This is a genomic window from Yersinia kristensenii (genome assembly GCF_900460525.1).
Classification (GTDB): Bacteria; Pseudomonadota; Gammaproteobacteria; order Enterobacterales; family Enterobacteriaceae; genus Yersinia; species Yersinia kristensenii.
Genome location: NZ_UHIY01000001.1, coordinates 250,555 through 272,075, shown reverse-complemented (window position 1 = coordinate 272,075; position 21,521 = coordinate 250,555). Strand labels below are relative to the sequence as shown.

Here is a 21,521-nt window from a genome sequence, read left to right as displayed (position 1 = left end):
GTTTAGTGCTACGCTTAATTACTTGTTGAATCTTTGTCTGACAGGCAATGCCCTATATTCGCTAGCTAATTTATCAAAGGATGATTCATGTCTAAACGTCTATGGCTCCGAAATACCTTGCTGACAGCGGCTTTATTAAGTGCTTTTTCTGTTCCAGTCAGTGCCACAACTCACACACTACAACTGGCTATTGGTGACGAGCCGACCGAAGGTTTTGACCCCATGCTCGGCTGGAGCCATGGGAGTTATCTGTTGCTGCATAGCCCGTTACTTAAACAAAATGAAGATCTCAGTTGGAATAGCTTTTTGCTGAGTGACTATCAAACCAGTGATGACGGTAAAACTTGGACACTAACACTTAAACCCGACCTTAAATTCTCCGACGGCTCACCTCTGACAGCCAAAGATGTGGTGTTTACTTACAATAATGCGGCGGCCAGTGGCGGCAAAGTTGATATGGGTAACTTCCTCAGCGCAGAAGAAATTGACCCTCTTAATGTTCGTATTCAACTGAAAGCGCCCCAAAGTACCTTTGTGAATGTTTTGGGTTCGTTGGGTATTGTTTCAGCAGATAAATACAATGCAAAAACCTATGCACAAAAACCTATTGGTGCTGGCCCCTACCGCTTAGTGAGCTTCCAGCCGGGCCAACAAATGATTGTCGAAGCGAACCCTTACTATGCGGGCAACAAAAATGATTTCGATAAGCTGATTTTTGTCTTCCTTGATGAAGATAGTGCTTTTGCCGCAGCTCAAAGTGGACAGTTAGGTGTCGTCCGTATTCCTCCATCCATGGCGGTTGGCCCGGTTAATAATATGAAGTTATGGGTCAGGCCGAGTGTAGAAAATCGGGGCATTGTATTCCCGACCGTACCGGCGGGTAAAAAGGATGCGCACGGTTACCCGATTGGGAATGATGTCACCGCGGATGTCGCGATTCGCCGTGCCATTAACTATGCCATCAACCGCCAACTGTTGGCTGACCAAATCATGGAAGGTCATGCAATCCCCGCCTATACCGGTGTGCAGGGGTTGCCATGGAATAATCCGGATTCTGCCATCAAAGACGGTGATATTGAAAAAGCCAAACAGATATTGGAACAAGCTGGCTGGAAGCTAAACAGTGCGGGTATCAGAGAGAAAAATGGCGTTCCGGCCAAAATAACCCTCTGGTATACCAGTGGGGATACCACTCGCCGCGACTTGGCGCAGGCGATACGTTCCATGCTCAAACCTATCGGTATTGAGGTTGATTTGAAATCCGGTAGTTGGGAAACCGTAGAACGAAATATGCATGCCAATCCTACTCTGTTTGGTTGGGGGAGCCTCGACCCGATGGAGCTGTATCACCATTACAGCAGCAAAGCGGCAGGGGTGGAATATTATAATCCTGGCTACTATCAAAATCCGGTGGTGGATAAACATCTGCAACAAGCGCTGGATGCCCCAACTTGGCAGCAAGCCGTGCCGTTCTGGCAACAAGTGGATTGGGACGGGACGACAGGTGCCGGTATTCGTGGCGATGCGGCATGGGCATGGTTACTGAATATTCAGCATACTTATCTGGCGAATAAATGTGTCGATTTAGGCAAGGGAGCGCCAGAAATTCACGGCTCGTGGTCGCTGCTCAATAGCCTCGATAGCTGGAAATGGACCTGTCAGTAATGAAAGGGGTTTCGTTATTTACTCTGCGTTTAGCTTGCCTACTGTTGGTCACGGCAGTAGGCACCTTTACGCTACTGAGTTTCTCCCCAGTTGACCCAATCCGCGCCTATATTGGTAGTGATTTGCTGCATGTTCCACCGGAGCAGTATCCACTGATTGCTGCACGTTGGGGGCTGGATTTACCTTTGTGGCAGCGTTTCCTGCACTGGTTTACTCAAGTATTACAAGGGGATTTTGGTTATTCGATGTTGTACAACGCGCCGGTTTCACAGGTCATCGGCGAGCGTTTTGCTACCTCGTTCGCATTGCTATTTTCTGCTTGGTTATTCTCTGGCATTGTCGGGTTATTGATGGGGCTGACCGCGGGGCGCTACCTAAACCGCTGGCCGGATCGTGTGCTTTCAAGTCTGTCCTATTTATTAGCATCATTACCCACTTTCTGGATTGGTTTATTACTGTTGTCATTATTTGCAGTAAAACTGAATTGGGCCCCCATTTGCTGTGCATGGACCCCTGGGAGTAATGCGGAAACCGCCAGTTGGAGTGACAAACTGCACCATCTTATTTTGCCGATGTTAGCCTTAGGGCTATTGGGGGTTGGCAATATTGCGCTACATACCCGCGCCAAAGTCGCTGAAGTGATGAACAGCGAGTTTATTCGCTATGCACAAGCACAAGGGGATAAAGGCTGGCCCTTGGTCAATTTCCATATTTTACGCCATGCCATTACCCCGGCGCTGTGTCTGCAATTTGCTTCGGTGGGTGAATTATTGGGCGGTTCTTTATTAGCAGAAAAAGTCTTTGCCTACCCAGGGTTAGGGCAGGCAACCATTGATGCCGGGTTACACGGCGATATTCCGTTATTGATGGGGATTGTTATGTTTTGCGCCATCTTGGTCTTTTGCGGGAACAGCATTGCCAATGCTCTATTACACCGCTTGAATAGGGGGGCTGCGCGGCAATTATGACTTATAACCCAAACCGAGCTTTATTTCGGCTTTTTGTTTCATTGGCACTATTAGCCATTTTAGTTATCTATGGCTGGGCGATATACCCTATTGAAATCCCAATGGATTTAATGGCCCGCCGCCAGCCGCCATCATTGGCCTATTGGTTCGGAACAGACAGCTTAGGTCGTGACCTGTGGTTGCGTTGTTTTCAGGGGATGACCACCAGCCTGCAAATTGGCTTGATTGCTGCCTTTGCCAGTGGCTTGTTGGCGATGATCACTGCCAGTTTATGTTCAATCAATAAAACACTGGATTATCTGATTCGTGGCTTGGTTGACAGTATGTTGGCCTTGCCGCATTTACTGTTACTGGTACTGATTTGTTTCACTTTGGGGGGAGGAAAGCATGGCGTTATTTTGGCGGTGGCATTAACTCACTGGCCGAAACTGGCCTTGATTTTGCGCGCCGAGATTTTGCGTATTCGCGAAACTGATTATGTGATGCTTTCACATCGTTTAGGTAATAGTAATTTCTACCGTTGGCGTCATCATCTGCTACCGTTATTACTACCGCAATGGATTGTTGGCACGTTGCTGATGTTCCCCCATGCAGTGTTGCACAGCGCGGCACTCAGTTTCTTGGGGTTTGGGTTGTCGCCTCATGAGCCGTCATTGGGGATTTTATTGGCCGATGCACTTCGTTATCTGAGCAGCGGAGCATGGTGGCTGGCATTTTTCCCAGGCCTGATTTTGGTTGGGTTGGTACTAATATTTGACCAGTTTGCCCGATCACTGCAACAACTCTGGGTGAGGATAGCCTGATGTTGAGATTTTCAAAATTTGCTATTGATGTTGCCCATTATCGCTGGCTTGGTCGAAAAAGCTGGCATCCTTTATTGAGTAACATTTCTTTGGAGGTGAACCCAGGGGAGTTAGTCGCGCTTGTCGGTGGCAGTGGTGAGGGTAAAAGCTTGCTATTGCAAAGTGCACTGGGGTTGCTGCCGGAAAACATGCGTTGCCATGGCGAGATTATTCTGGATGGAGAAGTCTTGTGCGCTCAAGACAAAATTGAGCGGCGCGGCAAAACATTATGTTATGTTCCTCAAGGTGTTAGTGCCTTGAACCCCCTGATAAAAGTGGGGTCGCAAATGACCCGCGCAGCCCAACTCAGCGGTGTAAAACTGCGGCTGGAAGATGTCGCGATGCAACTGCAAACCTATAATCTCGCACCGGGGTTGATACATGACTTTCCGCGTCAACTCTCCGGCGGTATGGCAAAACGAGTGCTGACCAGTTGTGCCACCCTGACTAATGCTCGCTATATTTTGGCTGATGAAGTGACTTCATGGTTGGATGATGAACACGCCTGCCAGCTACTGACCCATTTACGGGCTTTTTGCCAGCAAGGGCGCGGTATTTTATGGGTCACTCATGATTTGGCGCTGGCAGCACGGTTTGCCGATAAAATTGCGGTGTTACATAAAGGCGAATTACACGAAACATTGAGTGCCGATGAGCTAAAAAATAGCGGCGGCAGCCCGTGGTTGCAATCACTATGGGCGGCATTGCCGGAGCAGCAATTTGTCAGCCAGCCGATATCACCAGCGGAGGTGGCAGAATATGTTTAGTGTCGATAATCTGACTATTGAGCAAGGGGGAAAACGGCTGTGGGATGCGGTCTCATTTTCGTTGAAACCGGGAGAACGATTGGGGATTTCAGCACCCAGTGGTTTTGGCAAAACCACCTTGGGGCGGGTGTTGGCACAATGGCAGTCGGCAATGTCAGGGCAAATCTTAATGAATAATGTCCCCCTGGCTAAAAAGGGCTACTGCCCGGTTCAATTAGTGCCTCAGCATCCCGAACAAAGCTTCAATCCTTATCGGACAACAGGTGAGAGTTTGCATGATGCCTGGTGGCCTGATGCACACTGGCTTGAGCGAATGGTGGTTAATCCGGTTTGGCTAAAACGGAGGCCCGATGAATTATCTGGCGGGGAATTAGCCCGCATTGCCTTGTTAAGAGCGCTGGATCCTCGAACCCGTTATTTGATTGCCGATGAAGTCACCGCGCAATTGGATGCTCATATTCAGGCACAAATTTGGCAAGTCTTATTGGAGGAGGCGACTCGCCGCCCGTTAGGGTTAATTGTGTTCAGTCACAATAAATCTCTATTGGAGAAAGTGTGCTCACGTATCTGGATACCCGAAAGAGAGCATGAAAAACCACGTTATTCGCGGCCAGAACTGAAACCTCATCTCGGTTTGTCCATGATAAAAACAGGTTGAATTTGGTTATAATTAATAGGGAGTAAATAATAAAGGAATAATGGCTGACTGAATAGGTGGTTTTTATAGACATAAGATTATAAAGATTTTGACCAAGGTCATGTTATTTTCAAATAGTTGAAAACTGTTACCTGCCAGAGAGAGGGAATAACTGTTAACATAACGAATGGATAAAGTTTTATCATTGTGGTGATGTGCCGGTGAATATTAATTTGTAATGGGTATAAAATTAATTCAAGATATATCTCAAATGTTGTCATGTGTTTTTATACACCATTTTACAAGGTTGATACCCCTTGTGATTCATTCTGCCTGCTTTTTATCCTAAAGATTTTTTTAGCATAAACCCTCTATTTAAATACCGTAAAATCTTTATTCGCGACAAATATAAACTCACTCACTATTATCTATAACATGTTGATATTATTGCTTTATTTTCAATATCACCTGTGCTTTGTAAGGCCATTTTTATTAAATTTTCAATTAACAATGAATTTTTCAGGTTTTGGTCTATATTGGTTAGAGATGATTTTTTTATAGCAAAATATTGATTTATAGACATCTCTGCTATAAAAAATAGGCCGAAATTTGGTGTTAAATACAGGGATTTAGTAGCTATGATATTAGCTATAGAACGCAAACGATTAATCGATTTCCCTCTATATTTTTTACTGTGGATAAAGGCAGCTATTCTTTTCTGTTTTAGTAAGAAATTATTAATGAACACTCTTTCACTATTGATTGAGATAACTAAAAGCGGTAAAAAATACCTACCCGAACAAATCATCACACAAATAAATCTGACGGGATAACCCCGCTAAACACAGTTGTGATTATCAACTGTACCGCTGAGGTTATTGGTCGTCTTCAGTAGGTTGTTTTTCTCACTTTCACTTTTTTAACACGATACAGGAGGGCTTATGCAGCTCACCCCAAGAGAAGTTGAAAAGCTCATGATCTACACGCTGTCTGATGTGGCGTTCAAACGTAAAGCGCGTGGCTTGAAACTCAATTATCCAGAGGCCGTTTCTATTATCACAGTGACTGCAATGGAAGGGGCCAGAGATGGCAAATCTGTAGAAGATGTGATGAAAGAAGCCAGTAAAGTTCTCACGAAAGATGATGTGATGGACGGCGTGGCTGATCTGATTCCAAATGTTCAGGTTGAAGCAATTTTTACTGACGGTAGCCGTTTGGTCACGGTGCACGACCCAATTAAATGAATGACGGCAGCATGCGAGTAAAACCTGAACTGAATATTGCAGAGGATTAAAGCATGAGCACGAAAACAAATACCACAAAGGCAAGTACCGCCAAGACAACAAGTACAAAGACGAATAGAGGAACGAAATCAAGTACCGCTTATTCAGAACAAAATACCCCTCTCGGTGGCTGCATTTTAGCCGATACGCCGATAACTTTTAATGAGAATAAGCCCGTTACCAAAGTGAAGGTTCGTAATACCGGCGACCGACCAATCCAGATTGGCTCACATTTCCACTTCTTTGAAGTTAACCGCGCTTTGGAGTTTGACCGTGCTGCGGCTTATGGAAAAAGACTGAATATCTCTTCAACCACCGCAATCCGTTTTGAACCCGGTGATGAAACCGAAGTTCCGCTGATCCCGTTCGGTGGCAAGCAAACACTGTATGGCTTTAACAACCTGGTGGATGGTTGGACCGGTGAAGGCGTGGTGCCGAATAGCGAACGCCCGGATAAGCTCGAAGCTATCCGTCGCGCGGCTGAACGCGGTTTCAAATCGTCTAAATGACACCTACTTCAATAAAAATTATCGAAATTCGCATACGTGTAATTAGCTATATAACGACATAGCGATACAACTACACGCACCGGAAAAAGGAGCGACAGATGCCTCAAATTTCTCGGCAAGAATACGCGGGTCTATTTGGCCCAACGACGGGCGATAAAATCCGTTTGGGTGATACCAACCTGTTTATCGAAATCGAAAAAGATCTGCGTGGATATGGTGAAGAGTCGGTTTACGGTGGGGGTAAGTCATTACGTGATGGGATGGGCGCGAATAACCATCTGACTCGCGATAATGGTGTTCTGGATTTAGTGATTACCAACGTCACCATTGTTGATGCCCGTTTAGGGGTTATCAAAGCTGACGTCGGCATCCGCGATGGCAAAATTGCCGGTATTGGTAAAAGCGGCAACCCAGGCGTGATGGACGGAGTTACACCTGGAATGGTGGTGGGTGTCAGTACTGATGCCATTTCTGGTGAGCATTTGATTCTGACCGCCGCCGGTATTGATACTCATATTCACTTAATCTCCCCACAACAGGCTTACCATGCGCTATCTAATGGCGTGGCGACTTTCTTCGGTGGGGGTATTGGCCCAACAGATGGAACCAATGGGACGACGGTAACTCCTGGCCCGTGGAATATTCGCCAGATGCTGCGCTCAATTGAGGGCCTGCCTGTCAACGTGGGTATCTTGGGTAAAGGTAACTCTTACGGCCGTGGTCCATTACTGGAACAGGCGATCGCCGGTGTTGTCGGCTATAAAGTCCATGAAGACTGGGGTGCGACTGCCAATGCCCTGCGCCATTCATTGCGGATGGCGGATGAAATGGATATTCAGGTTTCGGTGCATACCGATAGCCTGAATGAATGTGGTTATGTGGAAGATACCATTGATGCATTTGAAGGCCGTACAATTCACACCTTCCATACCGAGGGTGCGGGTGGGGGCCATGCGCCGGATATTATTCGTGTCGCCAGCCAACCTAACGTACTGCCAAGTTCGACAAACCCAACCCTGCCATACGGTGTTAACAGTCAAGCTGAACTGTTCGACATGATAATGGTGTGCCATAACCTCAACCCGAATGTGCCCGCAGACGTCTCTTTCGCCGAAAGCCGTGTGCGCCCGGAAACTATCGCGGCAGAAAACGTCCTGCACGATATGGGGGTTATCTCCATGTTCTCCAGTGACTCACAAGCCATGGGGCGTGTTGGGGAAAACTGGCTGCGTGTGATGCAAACTGCTAACGCGATGAAAGCGTCACGTGGCAAATTGCCGGAAGATGCGCCGGGCAACGATAACTTCCGCGTCCTGCGTTACGTGGCAAAAATCACTATTAACCCGGCGATTGCGCAAGGTGTTAGTCATGTCATTGGTTCCGTTGAAGTGGGAAAAATGGCTGACCTGGTGCTGTGGGATCCGCGTTTCTTCGGCGCTAAACCTAAAATGGTTATCAAAGGTGGCATGATCAACTGGGCGGCGATGGGTGACCCGAACGCATCATTGCCGACGCCACAACCGGTATTCTACCGCCCAATGTTTGGTGCCATGGGTAAAACCATGCAAGACACCTGCGTCACTTTCGTTTCTCAAGCTGCACTGGATGATGGTGTGAAAGAGAAAGCTGGGCTGGACCGTCAGGTTATGGCGGTTAAAAACTGTCGAACCATCTCTAAGCATGACTTGGTGCGTAATGACCAAACACCAAACATTGAAGTGGATCCTGAAACCTTTGCGGTGAAAGTAGATGGTGTACATGCTACCTGTGAGCCGATTGATACAGCATCAATGAACCAGCGCTACTTCTTTGGTTAATAAGCGTTTTGGTGAATAAAAGCTTTGGCTAACAGATAAGTCTGGACCCCAATACAGTAATTAAGTGTTCAGCTTGCCCAAGGTAAGTGTCATCTGGCCCAAGGATGGGCCGCGAAAATTGCTGGGATGAGTGGCACAGAAATGGATTTTATTACTTTGGGCAACTGGCTTTTGCCAAAAAGACAGGCAAGGAGTCAATAACATGATTTTGATAGAGCACATTCTTGGCAATGTGAAAAAAGATCCGGTTTGGCAGGAGAAACTCAAAGGAGCCACTTTTGATCTCTTAGTCTTGGATCAACGGGAAGCGCAAAAAAGCCGCTGCCGTAAACTCAGCAGTCAGGGGTTGGATCTCGGTATTTCGCTCGACCGACACGTCGTCCTTGCTGATGGTGATGTGCTGGCATGGGATGAAGAAACCCATGTCGCCGTGGTGGTGCAAATCAATTTGCGCGATGTCATGGTGATTGACCTAAGTGAGCTGAAAAGCCGCTCGCCGGATGAATTGATTAAAACTTGCTTTGAGTTGGGCCACGCACTGGGTAACCAGCACTGGAAAGCGGTGACGAAAAATAATGAGGTGTATGTGCCTCTGACGGTGGCCACCACCATGATGGATTCTGTGATGAGAACTCATGGCTTCCAGCATTTACCTTTCCGTTTTGTGAAAGGTGCAGAAATTCTGCCGTTGCTCAGTAATTCTGAAGCGCGCCTGCTATTTGGCGGGGCTGAAGATACCGATACTCATGTTCATGTCGCCAGTCCTTTGGATGACCCCCATGGTTCCGGCTTACATATTCACGCGATTCATTCCCACGGCGATGGGCATTCACATAGCCACGACCATGACCACAGTCATAGCCACGGCGATCATGACCACGACCATAAACACTGATTCACGCAGGGAGGCACCGCAATGAATGCATCAGATCTCATTCGTATCATGCAATTTGGTGATTCTGTTCTGCCGGTCGGGGCCTTTACGTTTTCCAATGGTGTGGAATCTGCCATTCAAACTGGCGTCGTGCATGACGTGGCGACGTTAAAAGGCTTTGTATTGACGGCGCTAAAGCAGGCCGCCAGTTGTGATGGGATGGGGGTTGTTGCTGCCCACCGGGCAGTGGTGGCCGACTCTCGTGACGACATTATCCGTGCTGATTGGGCCGTGAATAACCGTAAATTAAATGAAGAAAGCCGCTTGATGGCAACCCGTATGGGGAAAAAACTGGCGGAGATGTCAATCCACGTGGTGGAGCATCCGCTGATCAGCTGGTGGCTGGAGCAGATAAAAAGTGGCAATACCGCCGGGACTTATCCGGTCACTCAAGCGGTAGTCATGGCCGCACAGGGGATAGGGCAGCGCGAAGTGGTGGTGATGCACCAATATGGCGTGGCGATGACGATATTAAGTGCGGCCATGCGGTTGATGCGCGTAACCCATTTCGACACACAGCATATCTTGTTTGAATTGAACCACGACATCGAGAAGTTCTGTGATATTGCCGAAATTGGCGATATTAACCAAATGTCTTCTTATGTCCCGATTGTGGATGTTCTGGCGGCGGTACACGTGAAAGCGCACGTCCGCTTGTTTAGTAATTAGATTAATAAGTACGAATTCTAAGTACTGGGTTTTTCTGCTGACCGAGTACAGAGCCAAAACCAGATTTAATTGAGAGGATTACCCCGTGAATAGCCATTCAACCGATAAACGCAAAAAGATCACCCGCATTGGTATTGGTGGCCCAGTAGGTTCAGGTAAAACCGCCATTATCGAAGTTATTACCCCGATTCTGATCAAACGCGGTATTAAACCGCTGATCATTACCAATGATATCGTCACCACCGAGGATGCCAAACAGGTGAAACGCACCCTGAAAGGCATTCTGGATGAAGAAAAGATCCTCGGAGTCGAAACCGGTGCTTGCCCACATACTGCGGTACGTGAAGACCCAAGCATGAATATTGCTGCGGTGGAAGAGATGGAAGAGCGCTTCCCAGACAGCGACCTGATTATGATTGAAAGTGGCGGTGACAACCTGACTCTGACTTTCAGCCCGGCACTGGCAGACTTCTATATCTATGTTATTGATGTGGCGGAAGGAGAAAAAATTCCACGTAAAAATGGCCCAGGTTTGGTTCAGGCGGACATCCTGGTTATCAACAAAATTGACCTCGCCCCTTATGTCGGTGCCAGCCTGGATGTGATGGAAAGTGATACCAAAGTGGTGCGTGGCGAGCGCCCTTATATTCTGACCAACTGCAAAACAGGTCAGGGTATTGAAGAGCTGGTGGATATGATTATGCGCGACTTCCTGTTTACTCACGTACAACCACAAGGAGAGCATGCATGACATCGCAGAGCCAGAATATCGTGGAAACTCCTTCACGAGTTCGCGCTCACGCATTAGGTGTTAACGCGCCGGAATTAGCGGAATATCAAGATGAACCGGCGCAAATGCGTAGCGGGGCCGTAGGGAAAAGTGGCTATCTCAAGCTGAGATTTGCCAAACGTGAACATCGCAGTATTTTGGCGGAAATGGAGCGGCGGGTACCGTCGATGGTGCAAAAAGCGCTGTATTGGGATGAAGAAATGCCAGAGCTGCCATGTGTGACTATGATTTCGACCTCTGGGTGCATTTTACAAGGGGACCGGCTGGCCACTGATGTAATTGTGGAGGCGGGGGCGTGTGCTCATGTCACCACCCAGTCGGCGACCAAAGTCCACATGATGAATGCGAACTATGCATCGCAGATACAGAATTTTACTGTGGAGGAGGGCGGTTATCTGGAATTTATGCCGGACCCGCTTATTCCACACCGTAATTCGCGCTTTATTACCGACACCACCATTCATATTCATCCTACGGCGACTGCGATTTATTCGGAGGTGCTGATGTCCGGGCGTAAATATCACCATGCGGATGAGCGCTTTGGCTTTGATGTTTATTCATCCCGAGTGGCGGCACACAATTTGGCGGGTAAAGAGCTATTTGTGGAAAAGTATATCCTGGAGCCGAAGTCAGAAAGTCTGGATGCCATTGGGGTAATGCAATCCTTTGATGCATTTGGCAATGTGATTTTATTAACGCCCAAAGAGCATCACGATCGTATTCTGGCGCGGGTGCCGGCCCATTTTGATATGAAGGGCGGCATTGCCAGTGGAGCAACGCGTTTACCGAATGATTGCGGTCTGGTGTTTAAAGCGCTGGGTATCGACAGTGCTGGTGTTAAGAATGAAATCCGTGAGTTCTGGAAAATAGCTCGAGAGGAAATTCTCGGTATTACATTGCCGGAAAAATTCTTGTGGCGCTAAGAATTTAGGCCGAGTCATCGGCCTCATGCATTTACAGCTTCAAGTCAGAAGGGTAAAAATAATGAATGCAAAAACAGGTCACCAATCCGGCTGGGCACAACTGAGTGCTTCGAATGTTTTCATTGAATTTATCGACACAACGTTGCGCGGTTGTGCGCAAGTCATGTTCCAGAATAACCCACTGACTGGGCTATTCTTCTTTATTGCCATATTTGTCGGAGCTTATGGTGAAGGAAATCCGGCGGTAGCCTATGGTTGTGTGCTGGGTACCGTGGTTGCCACCCTCACAGGGTTAACCATGCGTGACCGTAAATCGTGGCGCTCAGGATTATACGGTTATAACGGGTGTTTGGTGGGTACGGCCTTACCGACATTTTTGGTCGCCACGCCGGTTCTCTGGGCTTGTATTATTTTGGGTAGTATCGTGTCGGTTATTGTCATGGTGTGTATCGCCGATATTTTAAAGACTTGGAAAGTTGCGGCATTAACCGCGCCTTTTGTTCTCACCACCTGGATGATATTACTGGCGAGCTACGCCTTTGCTGGCCTGCATAGTAGTGGGCTACCGACGCCAACACTGCCCCATCAACTGGTTTTAGAGACCAGCGCGGCTGCGGGTGGCAATATCTTCGTCAGCATGTTTAATGGCATTTCGCAGGTATTCTTATTCAGTAGTTTGATTGGCGGTATTCTTTTTATTATCGGGCTGGCGGTAGAATCGCTTTGGGCGGCAGTTTTTGCGCTGGGCGGTTCGCTATTGGCGCTTTTCACCGCAATATTCTTGGGGGCAAACCCCAGCAGTATTGATGCCGGACTTTATGGATTCAGTGCGGTACTGACGGCAATTGCGTTAGGTTCGACATTTAATAAACCCAGTTGGCGGGTTTTGGCTTATACCATTATCGGCGTTATTTTTACGGTTATCGTACAGGGTGCGCTAAATATCTTCTTGGCCCCGATAGGTATTCCTACGTTGACCATGCCTTTTGTTCTCGCTTCATGGTTATTCTTGGTCCCAAATAAAGAAGTGATGCCAGCACATAGACAATAGCGATTTTATTCTGGAGTACTAACATGACGACTGGGATAGAGAAACGGAGTGCTTTTGGCAATCAGCAAACTAAACGCCGAGCCATTTATTTATTAATTGGTTTACTGGTTATTAATGGCTTGGCATGGGTTTGGGCTTTTACTGAATTTAACGATAATGCGGTGTTGATGGGGATGGCATTTCTGGCCTATAGCTTTGGTTTGCGTCATGCCGTTGATGCTGACCATATTGCTGCCATTGATAATGTCACCCGTAAACTGATGCAACAGGGGAAAACGCCGATTGCGGTGGGAACATTTTTCTCCCTCGGTCATTCGACCATTGTTATATTAGCATCACTCGCCATCGCCGCGACGGCGATGGCATTTAAAAACAATATGGCGTGGTTCCACGAAACCGGTGGTTTAATTGGTACACTGGTTTCCTCCCTGTTTTTATTGTTATTTGGTTTCCTCAATTTAACCATCCTGATTTCAGTCTATAAAAAATTTAAACAGGTCAAAGCAGGGTATGTCTATAAAGACGAAGAACTTGATCTGCTGGTGACTAATAATGGGGGATTCTTGGCCAGAATATTCAAGCGTGTGTTTAACATGGTGAATAAAAGTTGGCATATGTACCCCGTTGGTTTTTTATTCGGTTTGGGATTTGATACTGCTACTGAAATTGGGGTTTTAGGGATTTCAGCCGCCAGTGCAACTCATGGTATGAATTTATGGTCAATTATGGTTTTCCCTATTTTATTTGCTTCTGGGATGGCCTTGATCGATTCACTCGATAATTTTGTCATGATAGGTGCTTATGGTTGGGCTTTCTCTAAACCAGTACGGAAATTGTATTACAACATTACTATTACGGCAGCTTCAGTGATCATTGCATTCTTCATTGGGGGGATTGAAGCATTAGGACTCATTGCGGATAAACTTAATCTAACCGGCGGTATTTGGACACCAATAAATAATATCAGTGAAAACTTAGGTGAGATCGGTTACTGGATTATAGGAATGTTTGTACTGTGTTGGATAATTTCTGCAGTTAATTACTATATTCGCGGTTATGATAAATTAAGTATTACTCGGTAGTTATAATTTTATAATATAAAAAGGCGCTTATCAAGCGCCTTTTTTATAAGAAAGATCTTTGCAGATCACATGTGTTTCTTAGCAAAACCTAAAATATCCTGTTTAATTTCAGAAAGTTTACTTTCAGGTGCTTTCTTACAAACTTCCACTACTTTCGGTGTCACGATAGTGTCAGTCTCATGTAAATCAACATAATCACCTTTCTTATATTGAGTATCATCATTTAATACCCAATAAACTACAGGAGTAAATGACTTAGGATTCAGATCCAGGAATTCTTTGCAGGTCATATCACTCGGGGTAGTCGCTGTTGCGCTAGTGGTTGCTGCAAAGGTGGTTGCGGCAGCGGAAAGTAATAAACCAGTCAATGCAATATTACGAAGTGATTTGTAGGACATGCTTATTTCCTTATTTATCTGTTAAATATGATGAAATATTTAAGATATTTAAATTAAGGGTGATAGATATCACTCAAGTCTACGAACTCCGGTATATCTGATATACCGAGGAACCCTTATATTATTAACCAAAATAGTATTAATGCCAACTACGGGTTTATTATTTTTATCATGCTCAAGTATGGATAACTTTACAAAATGTAAAACAAGTCGTGTGATAATGCCATCTATGAAGATGGCCGAATAATCATTTGATTTTGGTCAAAAATAATCATATTTGACCATGATTTTTATCGTTTTTTATCTATACTTAGTTCACCTATAACAATTTTAGTCACTCTATTGATGAAAATATTACAGGAAATTAAGACTAAGGTATCGATACCACTTTTGTTGGCTATTTTGGTAGCCGTTAATGGGTATCTGGTGTTAAGCCCAGTGCTGTTCCGGGCGTTCTCTCATTCAACAGAGGCGATAAACAATTTCAGTACTTGGAAGGAGGCGTTAAGTTTTCTTGAATTATTTGAAATTCCGAGATTTATGATCGGTCTGCTATTGATATTGATGTCATTTTCCGTCGCGATGAAAATCCGTACAGCATGGTTTCTTACGGTATTATTGTTATTTACTATTGTTGCTATCAATATCTTTATTCTGAAAGATCAGAGTAAACTGACGACTTATTCCCTTATTGTTGTTGTCGCTTTACTATTTTATTGGCGTGAGTTTGATCATTATAGTCTCGGAAGTGCAACATTCTTTGCGATCGCGAGTATTTGTTCATTAATCGTCTATAGCATGTTGGGTACATTATACATGGGCGATGAGTTCGCACCGGCAGTGACCGATTTACCCACTGCGTTCTATTTCGCGATTGTTTGTATGTCCACTGTGGGGTTCGGGGATATTATTCCGCATACCACTGTAGCGAGAATGTTCACTCTCACGGTGATTATTGCAGGTATTACTGTCTTTGCGGCTTCGATTGCTTCGATTGCCGGCCCGATAATCAGTAATAATATTAAACGCATAGTTAAAGGTAGGATTTATCACGTGGAACGTAAAAATCATTTTATTATTGTCGGTTCCAATTCTTTGGCACTCAATGTCTATAATGGACTGCGTGACCGGGGTGATGATGTTACTGTTGTTTGCCCGGTTGGTAGCCAACACAGTTTTCCTCCACATGCGGATGTTATCGAGGGCGATCCCTCTTCGGTAGAAACATTAAAACTTGCGGGTGCCGCCAAGGCAAAATATATTATTGCCTTGTGCAACAATGATGCCGACAACACCTTTACTATTCTCGCGGCAAAAGAAATTGCTGGTGAGGGGACGAAAACATTGGCGTTAGTCAATGAAACACAGAATATGAAGAAAGTGAAACGGGTTAATCCTGATATGGTGTTCTCACTGCCATTATTAGGCAGTGAACTGCTGGTCAGAACCTTAAATGGTGATACAATCAATAACTCTCTTATTACCGAAATGTTCTTTGGTAATTGCCAGAAATTAGATTAAATCTATTCGATTATCAGATGTATAAAAACACCCTCATCATGAGGGTGTTTTTGTTCTGCGGATATATCCTTCTGCATCCTCTTTATTCAATAGCAGCTTGTGGGTCTTTGGGTTTATCTTTAGGACCGACCATTAAACCCAATTCGACAGCAATAAAACCAACAATCAAGCTGGCAACTAAATAACAGATTGAAACTAAAATGCCACTCGGGGTTTTCATCATTTCGACAGCACCAAATACGAAACTGGAAAATGTCGATAGACCGCCCATGATACCGGTACCCACCATCAAGTGTACATATTGGTTAATTTTACCTTTTTTAAAGAAGGAGGTCGCTAACCCTAATAAAAATGCGGCGATGATATTGGCGACAAAGATATCCATCGGGAAGCCATCTACCAATCGTGGCACGGACAGCATGATAAATTCACGACACATAGCACCGAAAGCACCCCCGATAAAAACTAAAATAATAAGATTCGGCATAATCATTCTCTCCGATTAATAAATTAATCCTCTGATCAATAAGCCAGCCATGCACCTAATGCGGCCGCAGCTAAACCGACTAATACAGAAATAAGCAGATATCCAGCAGCAATGGCTCTGCCCCGGGTTGTGGACAATTTTGCCGCATCTAATTGCATACTGCTAAAAGTGGTATAGCCACCTAAAATACCGGTTAACACCGCCGCATTAATTAAATCACCATAACGGTCGCGCCAGTCGACACTAAAAAGAATGCTTAGATAGCCAATCACAAATGCACCCGAAATATTAATGAGAAAAGTGCCGAGGGGAAAATTTCCTTGGTATATTTTACCAACACCGAGCCCTATCCACCATCGCAATAGCGAGCCAATCCCTCCACCTAGCCCAACCCACATTACATCGATTGCAGTCATAAAAAGCCCTCCATCGTTATTTTCTAGAGTGGTAATAATTGTAGTACAAATAGACTCTGGAAGTATTCGGATATATGCATTATAGGGTAAGAATTTATGCAGATAGAGGGGGTTTACTTGCAGTGACAAGGGATAGCGTTAAAATAGAAATGCTGTTTCAAAAAAATACAATAAACGGAGATAGAAGCCATCATGCCTTATAACGCAGATCCCTCCCGATACAACCAAATGCAATATCGCTTTTGTGGAAAAAGTGGTTTGCAGCTTCCGGCACTGTCACTTGGACTTTGGCATAATTTTAGTTTTAACAATACATTAGAGTCGCAGCGAACCTTGCTGCGCAAAGCTTTTGATCTGGGGATTACCCATTTCGATTTAGCCAATAATTATGGCCCACCACCGGGGTCAGCAGAACAAAATTTTGGTAAGTTATTGCAAGACGATTTTAAGCCCTATCGTGATGAACTGATAATCTCAACCAAAGCGGGTTATAACATGTGGCCTGGCCCCTATGGTGCTGGCAGCTCACGAAAATATCTGCTTGCCAGCTTGGACCAAAGCTTAAAACGGATGGGGCTGGATTATGTGGATATTTTTTATTCCCATCGTGTTGATGAAAATACGCCGATGGAAGAAACCGCGTCGGCATTAGCTCAGGCAGTACAAAGCGGTAAAGCTTTATATGTCGGGATTTCATCCTATTCATCTGAACGGACTGCCAAAATGGTGGAATTATTGCAGCAATGGAAGATTCCACTGCTCATCCATCAGCCTTCCTATAATATTCTTAATCGCTGGGTTGAGCAGACGAATTTATTAGATACTTTGGGTAAACACGGTGTCGGCTGTATTGCTTTTACACCTCTGGCGCAGGGATTATTAACCGGAAAATATCTCAATGGTATTCCGGATGATTCTCGGATGAAGAAAGAAGCTGGCGGCTCGCTGAAAGAAAACATGTTGTCGGAGAAAAATTTGCTCAGCATCAAGCGATTGAATGAATTAGCCGAACAACGTGGACAGTCATTAGCGCAAATGGCCTTAAGCTGGTTATTGAAAGACAACCGCGTCACGTCAGTTTTAATTGGTGCCAGTCGCCCAGAGCAGCTTGAGGAAAATTGTGCCGCACTCGGTAACTTGAGTTTCAGTGCAGAAGAATTACGTGCGATTGATCAGCATGTTACTGATGGGCAGCTCAATTTGTGGCAAGCTTCTTCGGATCGTTAATCTATCACGATAAATTTTGTCAGTGATAAATACGAAGCCGGAAAACTTTCCGGCTTTTTTAAGGCGAATTTGTGACAAATAAACTAGTTGTTAGCCGAAAGGCCCACTTTTAACAACTTACCATCACTCTCATCCGTTAACAGATAAACATAGCCGTCAGGCCCGATGCGCACATCGCGGATACGTTCGCCGCGATCCCCCAGCAAGCGCTCCTCAGCAATCACTTTATCGCCATCCAGTTGTAAGCGAATTAACTCTTTCTGTGCCAATGCACCGATAAATAGCGAATGTTGCCAGGTAGGGAAGCGGGCGGCGTTATAAAATGCCATCCCACTGATACCTGGAGATTTTTCCCAGTAATAGACGGGTTGTTCAGTTCCCTCGATATGGGTGCCTTTGGCCTCAGGGATGGGCAAACCCGAATAGTTCATTCCGTGCGTTGCCAATGGCCAACCATAGTTTTTCCCAGCCATAGGGATATTGATTTCATCCCCACCTTTAGGGCCATGCTCATTTTCCCACATCACACCGGTCCAAGGATTCAGGGCCAACCCCTGCGGGTTGCGATGACCATAAGACCAGATTTCTGGTCTTGCCGGTGACTGATTGGCGAGGGGATTATCTTTTGGCACTTTACCGTCGAGGGTCAGGCGGACTATTTTGCCTTGATGCAAGCTCAAGTCTTGGGCAGTTAGGCGCTGATTATTTTCGCCTAAGGTAATAAACAGATGGTCTTGTTCATCAAAAGCCAGTTTGCCGCCAAAATGATTGCCGGTTGATAATTTTGGCTGTTGGCGGAAAAAAACAGTGAAGTTTTCAATGGCGGTTCCTTGCGGATTAAGGCGACCATAGCCCACCGCAGTTCCCGCTTTTCCGTCTTTTCCTTCTTCAGCAAAACTGAGGTAGATACGGCGATCTTGGGCAAATTTCGGTGATAATGCCACATCCAATAAACCACCTTGCCCCTTGGCATACACTGCCGGCACCCCTTTTAAGGGCTCTGACAGGTTTTTTCCTGGTTGCCATAACTTTAGTTGCCCGGAACGTTCAGTGATCAAAATTCCCCCGTCATCCGGCAAAAAGGCCAGTGACCAGGGGTGATCTAGCCCATTTTGCAATTCTGTCACTGCGGGGGTTGGTGCGGCTAGGACTGGTACCGAGATAAATACACTCAGTAAGAGTAATTTGAATAATTGTAAACGCAGCCGAAAGGTCGGTGTTTTATTTCCCAATAACGTCATTACTCACTCCATAAATAGGCAAACACCTGTTAACTTTAGAGTATTAACCAGGAATCGGCTATTTTTGCTCCTAAAAGGATATGCATTGGGTCGAATGAGTCAGAAATAGTGGTGACGAACTTCGCTTCACGAATAAAGGTGTCGCACTGAACCCAGGGAAAAAGTGAGAAAGTTTGGATGAAACGATTATCAAACCAATAAGATTCCCTAATTTATCCTTTTGTTGGTTTCAAGAGATTTTATTGTCTTGCTTTGTTGTTTCATTATCTGCCAATAAAAACTAACCATATGAAATGCAAATGAATTAAACTTAATTCGCCGAGCAAAAAAAATAATCATTTTGCGATAACCATCACATTGTAATAACTAAGAAATGTGAAGGCTATCAATATCAAAAGTCAATTAGAGACGATTATTGTTATGCTTGAATTACTGGATTGTCTGTTAACTCCGTATACTGACGACAACCAGAAACAATGGAGCTGGGCAAGAGGCACGATAAAGTTCAGATAAAGGGAATTCACCATTGCACTGGCATATGAATAACTGTGTCTTTTGAACCTCAAAAGGTGTTGGGTATGGAAAAGAAAAAAATTTATCTGTTTTGCTCTGCTGGTATGTCTACCTCGCTACTAGTTTCCAAAATGAAAGTGCAAGCAGAGAAGTATGAAGTGCCAGTGACTATCAATGCTTACCCGGAAGCACTGGCTGCGCAGCATGGCACAGAAGCAGATGTGATCCTATTAGGGCCGCAAATTGCTTACATGTTGCCAGAAATCACCAAAATGTTCCCTAACAAACCTGTCGAAGTGATCGATTCTGCCTTGTACGGCAAAGTTGATGGTTTAGGGGTATTAAAAGCTGCTGTTGCCGCAATAAAAAAATCAAAACAATAAGGGGAGCACTGTGAGCGCATTTATTAATTCTCTGGAAAGGGCCATATTGCCCTTCGCCATTAAAATTGGCAAACAGCAACATATTAATGCCATCAAAAATGGGTTTATCCGGCTGATGCCGTTAACCCTGACGGGTGCCATGTTTGTTCTTATTAATAACGTTTTCTTAAGTTTTGGTGAAGGGTCGTTCTTTTTCTCGATGGGTATTCGTCTGGATGCAGATACCATCACCACGCTCAATGGTTTTAAAGCAATCGGTGGCAACGTTTATAATGGTACCCTCGGGATCATGTCGTTAATGACGCCATTCTTTATCAGCATGGCCCTGGCGGAAGAGAAAAAAATCGATCCTCTGGCTTCGGGACTGTTGGCGATTGCTGCCTTTATGACCGTGACCCCATACAGTGTTGGCGACGCCTATGCGGTGGGCGCTAATTGGTTAGGTGGCGCGAATATCATATCCGGTATCATTATCGGCTTGGTAGTAGCAGAAGTCTTTGCCTTTATCGTGCGCCGTAACTGGGTTATCCGCTTACCCGATAGTGTGCCGACGTCAGTGTCCCGTTCTTTCTCAGCACTGATCCCTGGCTTTATTATTCTGTCCATTATGGGCGTGATTGCTTATACCCTTGGGCTACATGGCACCAACTTCCACCAGATTATTATGGACACCATTTCGACTCCATTGTCTAAAATGGGCAGTGTCGTGGGATGGGTGTATGTGGTAAGCATTTCAATATTGTGGTTCTTCGGGATACACGGTGCGATGGCATTATCTGCACTGGAAAGTGGCATTATGATGCCATTTGCGTTGGAAAACGTGGCGACCTATACCCAATATGGCTCGGTTGCGGCGGCATTGGCTGCTGGCAAAGAATTCCATATGTGGGCCAAACCTTTTGTTGATTCCTATATCTTCCTCGGCGGAACTGGGGCAACACTTGGGCTGGTTATTGCTATCTTTATTGGTTCCCGCCGTGAAGATTATCGTCAGGTGGCAAAACTGGGCGCACCGGCAAGTATTTTCCAAATTAACGAACCGATTCTGTTTGGCTTACCGGTTATTATGAACCCGCTGTTCTTCATTCCGTTTATTCTGGTTCAACCGATATTAGCCATTATTACTTCCATTGCTTATTACACCGGTTTAATTCCACCCATTACCAATATTGCGCCGTGGACCATGCCTGTCGGGTTGGGTGCTTTCTTTAACACCAACGGCAGTATTGCCGCGCTGTTATTAAGTTTGTTCAACCTTGGTGTAGCAACACTGATTTATCTACCGTTTGTGATTATTGCCAATAAAGCGCAAACCGCGATAGACAGTGAAGTTCAAAGCGAAGAAGAAATCGCTGACAGCTTGAAATTCTAATTGTAAAACCCATTTAGCGTATAAGG

The 21,521-nt window shown here is 45.4% G+C and carries 23 protein-coding genes; 18 read left to right on the top strand and 5 right to left on the bottom strand.

Features of this window, described 5'->3' with window-relative positions:
- Positions 1 to 87: 87 nt before the first annotated feature.
- The 5 genes from DX162_RS01300 to DX162_RS01280 are packed head-to-tail and all read left to right on the top strand — an operon-like array spanning position 88 to position 4,900.
- A complete protein-coding gene (locus DX162_RS01300; RefSeq protein WP_032819775.1) occupies positions 88 to 1,665 on the top strand; it encodes an ABC transporter substrate-binding protein in 1,578 nt (525 codons plus the stop codon).
- Complete coding sequence (locus DX162_RS01295) at positions 1,665 to 2,633, top strand: ABC transporter permease (RefSeq protein ID WP_072076328.1); 969 nt, start codon at positions 1,665 to 1,667, stop codon at positions 2,631 to 2,633. Before DX162_RS01300 ends, DX162_RS01295 begins: the two co-directional genes overlap by 1 nt.
- Positions 2,630 to 3,436 (top strand): ABC transporter permease, encoded by an 807-nt coding sequence (locus DX162_RS01290; RefSeq protein ID WP_032819777.1) that lies wholly within the window; start codon positions 2,630 to 2,632, stop codon positions 3,434 to 3,436. The genes DX162_RS01295 and DX162_RS01290 overlap by 4 nt, the downstream gene beginning before the upstream one ends.
- Positions 3,436 to 4,242 (top strand): ATP-binding cassette domain-containing protein, encoded by an 807-nt coding sequence (locus tag DX162_RS01285; protein ID WP_004390389.1) that lies wholly within the window; start codon positions 3,436 to 3,438, stop codon positions 4,240 to 4,242. The genes DX162_RS01290 and DX162_RS01285 overlap by 1 nt, the downstream gene beginning before the upstream one ends.
- Positions 4,235 to 4,900: an ATP-binding cassette domain-containing protein gene (locus DX162_RS01280; protein ID WP_115155827.1), complete on the top strand. Its 666-nt coding sequence runs from the start codon at positions 4,235 to 4,237 to the stop codon at positions 4,898 to 4,900. Before DX162_RS01285 ends, DX162_RS01280 begins: the two co-directional genes overlap by 8 nt.
- A gap of 403 nt (positions 4,901 to 5,303) precedes the next feature.
- Here DX162_RS01280 and DX162_RS22245 read toward each other — a convergent pair whose 3' ends face one another.
- Positions 5,304 to 5,627 (bottom strand): hypothetical protein, encoded by a 324-nt coding sequence (locus DX162_RS22245; protein ID WP_157132444.1) that lies wholly within the window; start codon positions 5,625 to 5,627, stop codon positions 5,304 to 5,306.
- A gap of 193 nt (positions 5,628 to 5,820) precedes the next feature.
- Here DX162_RS22245 and DX162_RS01270 point away from each other — a divergent pair, with 193 nt between their 5' ends.
- The 9 genes from DX162_RS01270 (at position 5,821) to DX162_RS01230 (ending at position 13,937) form a co-directional block, all read left to right on the top strand.
- Positions 5,821 to 6,123 (top strand): urease subunit gamma, encoded by a 303-nt coding sequence (locus DX162_RS01270; RefSeq protein WP_002215288.1) that lies wholly within the window; start codon positions 5,821 to 5,823, stop codon positions 6,121 to 6,123.
- Positions 6,124 to 6,176: 53 nt separating this feature from the next.
- Positions 6,177 to 6,671, top strand: a complete 495-nt coding sequence (gene ureB / locus DX162_RS01265) for an urease subunit beta (RefSeq protein WP_032819780.1) — start codon at positions 6,177 to 6,179, stop codon at positions 6,669 to 6,671.
- 98 nt (positions 6,672 to 6,769) lie between these two features.
- Positions 6,770 to 8,488 carry an urease subunit alpha gene (locus tag DX162_RS01260; RefSeq protein WP_004390396.1) on the top strand — a complete coding sequence of 573 codons (1,719 nt, stop codon included), beginning with the start codon at positions 6,770 to 6,772 and terminating at the stop codon, positions 8,486 to 8,488.
- A 202-nt stretch (positions 8,489 to 8,690) separates the two neighbouring features.
- Positions 8,691 to 9,383 carry an urease accessory protein UreE gene (ureE, locus tag DX162_RS01255; protein ID WP_032819781.1) on the top strand — a complete coding sequence of 231 codons (693 nt, stop codon included), beginning with the start codon at positions 8,691 to 8,693 and terminating at the stop codon, positions 9,381 to 9,383.
- 21 nt (positions 9,384 to 9,404) lie between these two features.
- Complete coding sequence (locus tag DX162_RS01250; RefSeq protein ID WP_004390398.1) at positions 9,405 to 10,091, top strand: urease accessory protein UreF; 687 nt, start codon at positions 9,405 to 9,407, stop codon at positions 10,089 to 10,091.
- A gap of 85 nt (positions 10,092 to 10,176) precedes the next feature.
- Positions 10,177 to 10,842 (top strand): urease accessory protein UreG, encoded by a 666-nt coding sequence (gene ureG, locus DX162_RS01245; RefSeq protein ID WP_004390399.1) that lies wholly within the window; start codon positions 10,177 to 10,179, stop codon positions 10,840 to 10,842.
- Positions 10,839 to 11,804 carry an urease accessory protein UreD gene (locus DX162_RS01240; protein WP_032819782.1) on the top strand — a complete coding sequence of 322 codons (966 nt, stop codon included), beginning with the start codon at positions 10,839 to 10,841 and terminating at the stop codon, positions 11,802 to 11,804. Before ureG ends, DX162_RS01240 begins: the two co-directional genes overlap by 4 nt.
- Before the next feature lie 61 nt (positions 11,805 to 11,865).
- A complete protein-coding gene (gene yut / locus DX162_RS01235) occupies positions 11,866 to 12,855 on the top strand; it encodes an urea transporter (protein ID WP_004390401.1) in 990 nt (329 codons plus the stop codon).
- A 23-nt stretch (positions 12,856 to 12,878) separates the two neighbouring features.
- Entirely contained in the window at positions 12,879 to 13,937 is a 1,059-nt protein-coding gene (locus DX162_RS01230; RefSeq protein ID WP_004390402.1) for a HoxN/HupN/NixA family nickel/cobalt transporter, read from the top strand.
- A gap of 65 nt (positions 13,938 to 14,002) precedes the next feature.
- On the opposite strand, the gene hdeB is transcribed toward DX162_RS01230, so the two are convergent.
- Positions 14,003 to 14,335, bottom strand: coding sequence for an acid-activated periplasmic chaperone HdeB (hdeB, locus tag DX162_RS01225; protein ID WP_004390403.1), 333 nt, complete (start codon positions 14,333 to 14,335; stop codon positions 14,003 to 14,005).
- 345 nt (positions 14,336 to 14,680) lie between these two features.
- On the opposite strand from hdeB, the gene kch reads away from it, so the two are divergent.
- On the top strand, positions 14,681 to 15,856 hold the full coding sequence (gene kch / locus DX162_RS01220; RefSeq protein WP_032819783.1) for a voltage-gated potassium channel protein: 1,176 nt from the start codon (positions 14,681 to 14,683) through the stop codon (positions 15,854 to 15,856).
- A gap of 82 nt (positions 15,857 to 15,938) precedes the next feature.
- On the opposite strand, the gene crcB is transcribed toward kch, so the two are convergent.
- Both crcB and DX162_RS01210 read right to left on the bottom strand, forming a co-directional pair.
- On the bottom strand, positions 15,939 to 16,343 hold the full coding sequence (gene crcB / locus DX162_RS01215) for a fluoride efflux transporter CrcB (RefSeq protein ID WP_032819836.1): 405 nt from the start codon (positions 16,341 to 16,343) through the stop codon (positions 15,939 to 15,941).
- Positions 16,344 to 16,378: 35 nt separating this feature from the next.
- Complete coding sequence (locus tag DX162_RS01210) at positions 16,379 to 16,759, bottom strand: fluoride efflux transporter FluC (protein WP_032819784.1); 381 nt, start codon at positions 16,757 to 16,759, stop codon at positions 16,379 to 16,381.
- 192 nt (positions 16,760 to 16,951) lie between these two features.
- Here DX162_RS01210 and mgrA point away from each other — a divergent pair, with 192 nt between their 5' ends.
- Complete coding sequence (gene mgrA, locus DX162_RS01205; protein ID WP_032819785.1) at positions 16,952 to 17,986, top strand: L-glyceraldehyde 3-phosphate reductase; 1,035 nt, start codon at positions 16,952 to 16,954, stop codon at positions 17,984 to 17,986.
- 83 nt (positions 17,987 to 18,069) lie between these two features.
- On the opposite strand, the gene DX162_RS01200 is transcribed toward mgrA, so the two are convergent.
- A complete protein-coding gene (locus DX162_RS01200) occupies positions 18,070 to 19,227 on the bottom strand; it encodes a PQQ-dependent sugar dehydrogenase (RefSeq protein WP_004390408.1) in 1,158 nt (385 codons plus the stop codon).
- A 578-nt stretch (positions 19,228 to 19,805) separates the two neighbouring features.
- Here DX162_RS01200 and DX162_RS01195 point away from each other — a divergent pair.
- Positions 19,806 to 20,123, top strand: coding sequence for a PTS sugar transporter subunit IIB (locus DX162_RS01195; protein WP_032819786.1), 318 nt, complete (start codon positions 19,806 to 19,808; stop codon positions 20,121 to 20,123).
- A 10-nt stretch (positions 20,124 to 20,133) separates the two neighbouring features.
- Positions 20,134 to 21,495 carry a PTS N,N'-diacetylchitobiose transporter subunit IIC gene (chbC, locus tag DX162_RS01190; protein ID WP_004390410.1) on the top strand — a complete coding sequence of 454 codons (1,362 nt, stop codon included), beginning with the start codon at positions 20,134 to 20,136 and terminating at the stop codon, positions 21,493 to 21,495.
- The last annotated feature ends 26 nt before the right edge of the window (positions 21,496 to 21,521 follow it).

Excerpts from the sequence above, each read along its gene's own strand:
- mgrA (WP_032819785.1), top strand. The coding sequence starts at position 16,952 with ATGCCTTATAACGCAGATCCCTCCCGATACAACCAAATGCAATATCGC.
- yut (WP_004390401.1), top strand. The coding sequence starts at position 11,866 with ATGAATGCAAAAACAGGTCACCAATCCGGCTGGGCACAACTGAGTGCT.
- DX162_RS01260 (WP_004390396.1), top strand. The coding sequence starts at position 6,770 with ATGCCTCAAATTTCTCGGCAAGAATACGCGGGTCTATTTGGCCCAACG.
- crcB (WP_032819836.1), bottom strand. The coding sequence starts at position 16,343 with ATGCCGAATCTTATTATTTTAGTTTTTATCGGGGGTGCTTTCGGTGCT.
- DX162_RS01240 (WP_032819782.1), top strand. The coding sequence starts at position 10,839 with ATGACATCGCAGAGCCAGAATATCGTGGAAACTCCTTCACGAGTTCGC.
- kch (WP_032819783.1), top strand. The coding sequence starts at position 14,681 with ATGAAAATATTACAGGAAATTAAGACTAAGGTATCGATACCACTTTTG.
- DX162_RS01200 (WP_004390408.1), bottom strand. The coding sequence starts at position 19,227 with ATGACGTTATTGGGAAATAAAACACCGACCTTTCGGCTGCGTTTACAA.
- DX162_RS01280 (WP_115155827.1), top strand. The coding sequence starts at position 4,235 with ATGTTTAGTGTCGATAATCTGACTATTGAGCAAGGGGGAAAACGGCTG.
- ureB (WP_032819780.1), top strand. The coding sequence starts at position 6,177 with ATGAGCACGAAAACAAATACCACAAAGGCAAGTACCGCCAAGACAACA.
- DX162_RS01195 (WP_032819786.1), top strand. The coding sequence starts at position 19,806 with ATGGAAAAGAAAAAAATTTATCTGTTTTGCTCTGCTGGTATGTCTACC.
- ureE (WP_032819781.1), top strand. The coding sequence starts at position 8,691 with ATGATTTTGATAGAGCACATTCTTGGCAATGTGAAAAAAGATCCGGTT.
- hdeB (WP_004390403.1), bottom strand. The coding sequence starts at position 14,335 with ATGTCCTACAAATCACTTCGTAATATTGCATTGACTGGTTTATTACTT.
- DX162_RS01295 (WP_072076328.1), top strand. The coding sequence starts at position 1,665 with ATGAAAGGGGTTTCGTTATTTACTCTGCGTTTAGCTTGCCTACTGTTG.
- DX162_RS01270 (WP_002215288.1), top strand. The coding sequence starts at position 5,821 with ATGCAGCTCACCCCAAGAGAAGTTGAAAAGCTCATGATCTACACGCTG.
- DX162_RS01300 (WP_032819775.1), top strand. The coding sequence starts at position 88 with ATGTCTAAACGTCTATGGCTCCGAAATACCTTGCTGACAGCGGCTTTA.
- DX162_RS01285 (WP_004390389.1), top strand. The coding sequence starts at position 3,436 with ATGTTGAGATTTTCAAAATTTGCTATTGATGTTGCCCATTATCGCTGG.
- DX162_RS01290 (WP_032819777.1), top strand. The coding sequence starts at position 2,630 with ATGACTTATAACCCAAACCGAGCTTTATTTCGGCTTTTTGTTTCATTG.
- DX162_RS01250 (WP_004390398.1), top strand. The coding sequence starts at position 9,405 with ATGAATGCATCAGATCTCATTCGTATCATGCAATTTGGTGATTCTGTT.
- DX162_RS01210 (WP_032819784.1), bottom strand. The coding sequence starts at position 16,759 with ATGACTGCAATCGATGTAATGTGGGTTGGGCTAGGTGGAGGGATTGGC.
- DX162_RS01230 (WP_004390402.1), top strand. The coding sequence starts at position 12,879 with ATGACGACTGGGATAGAGAAACGGAGTGCTTTTGGCAATCAGCAAACT.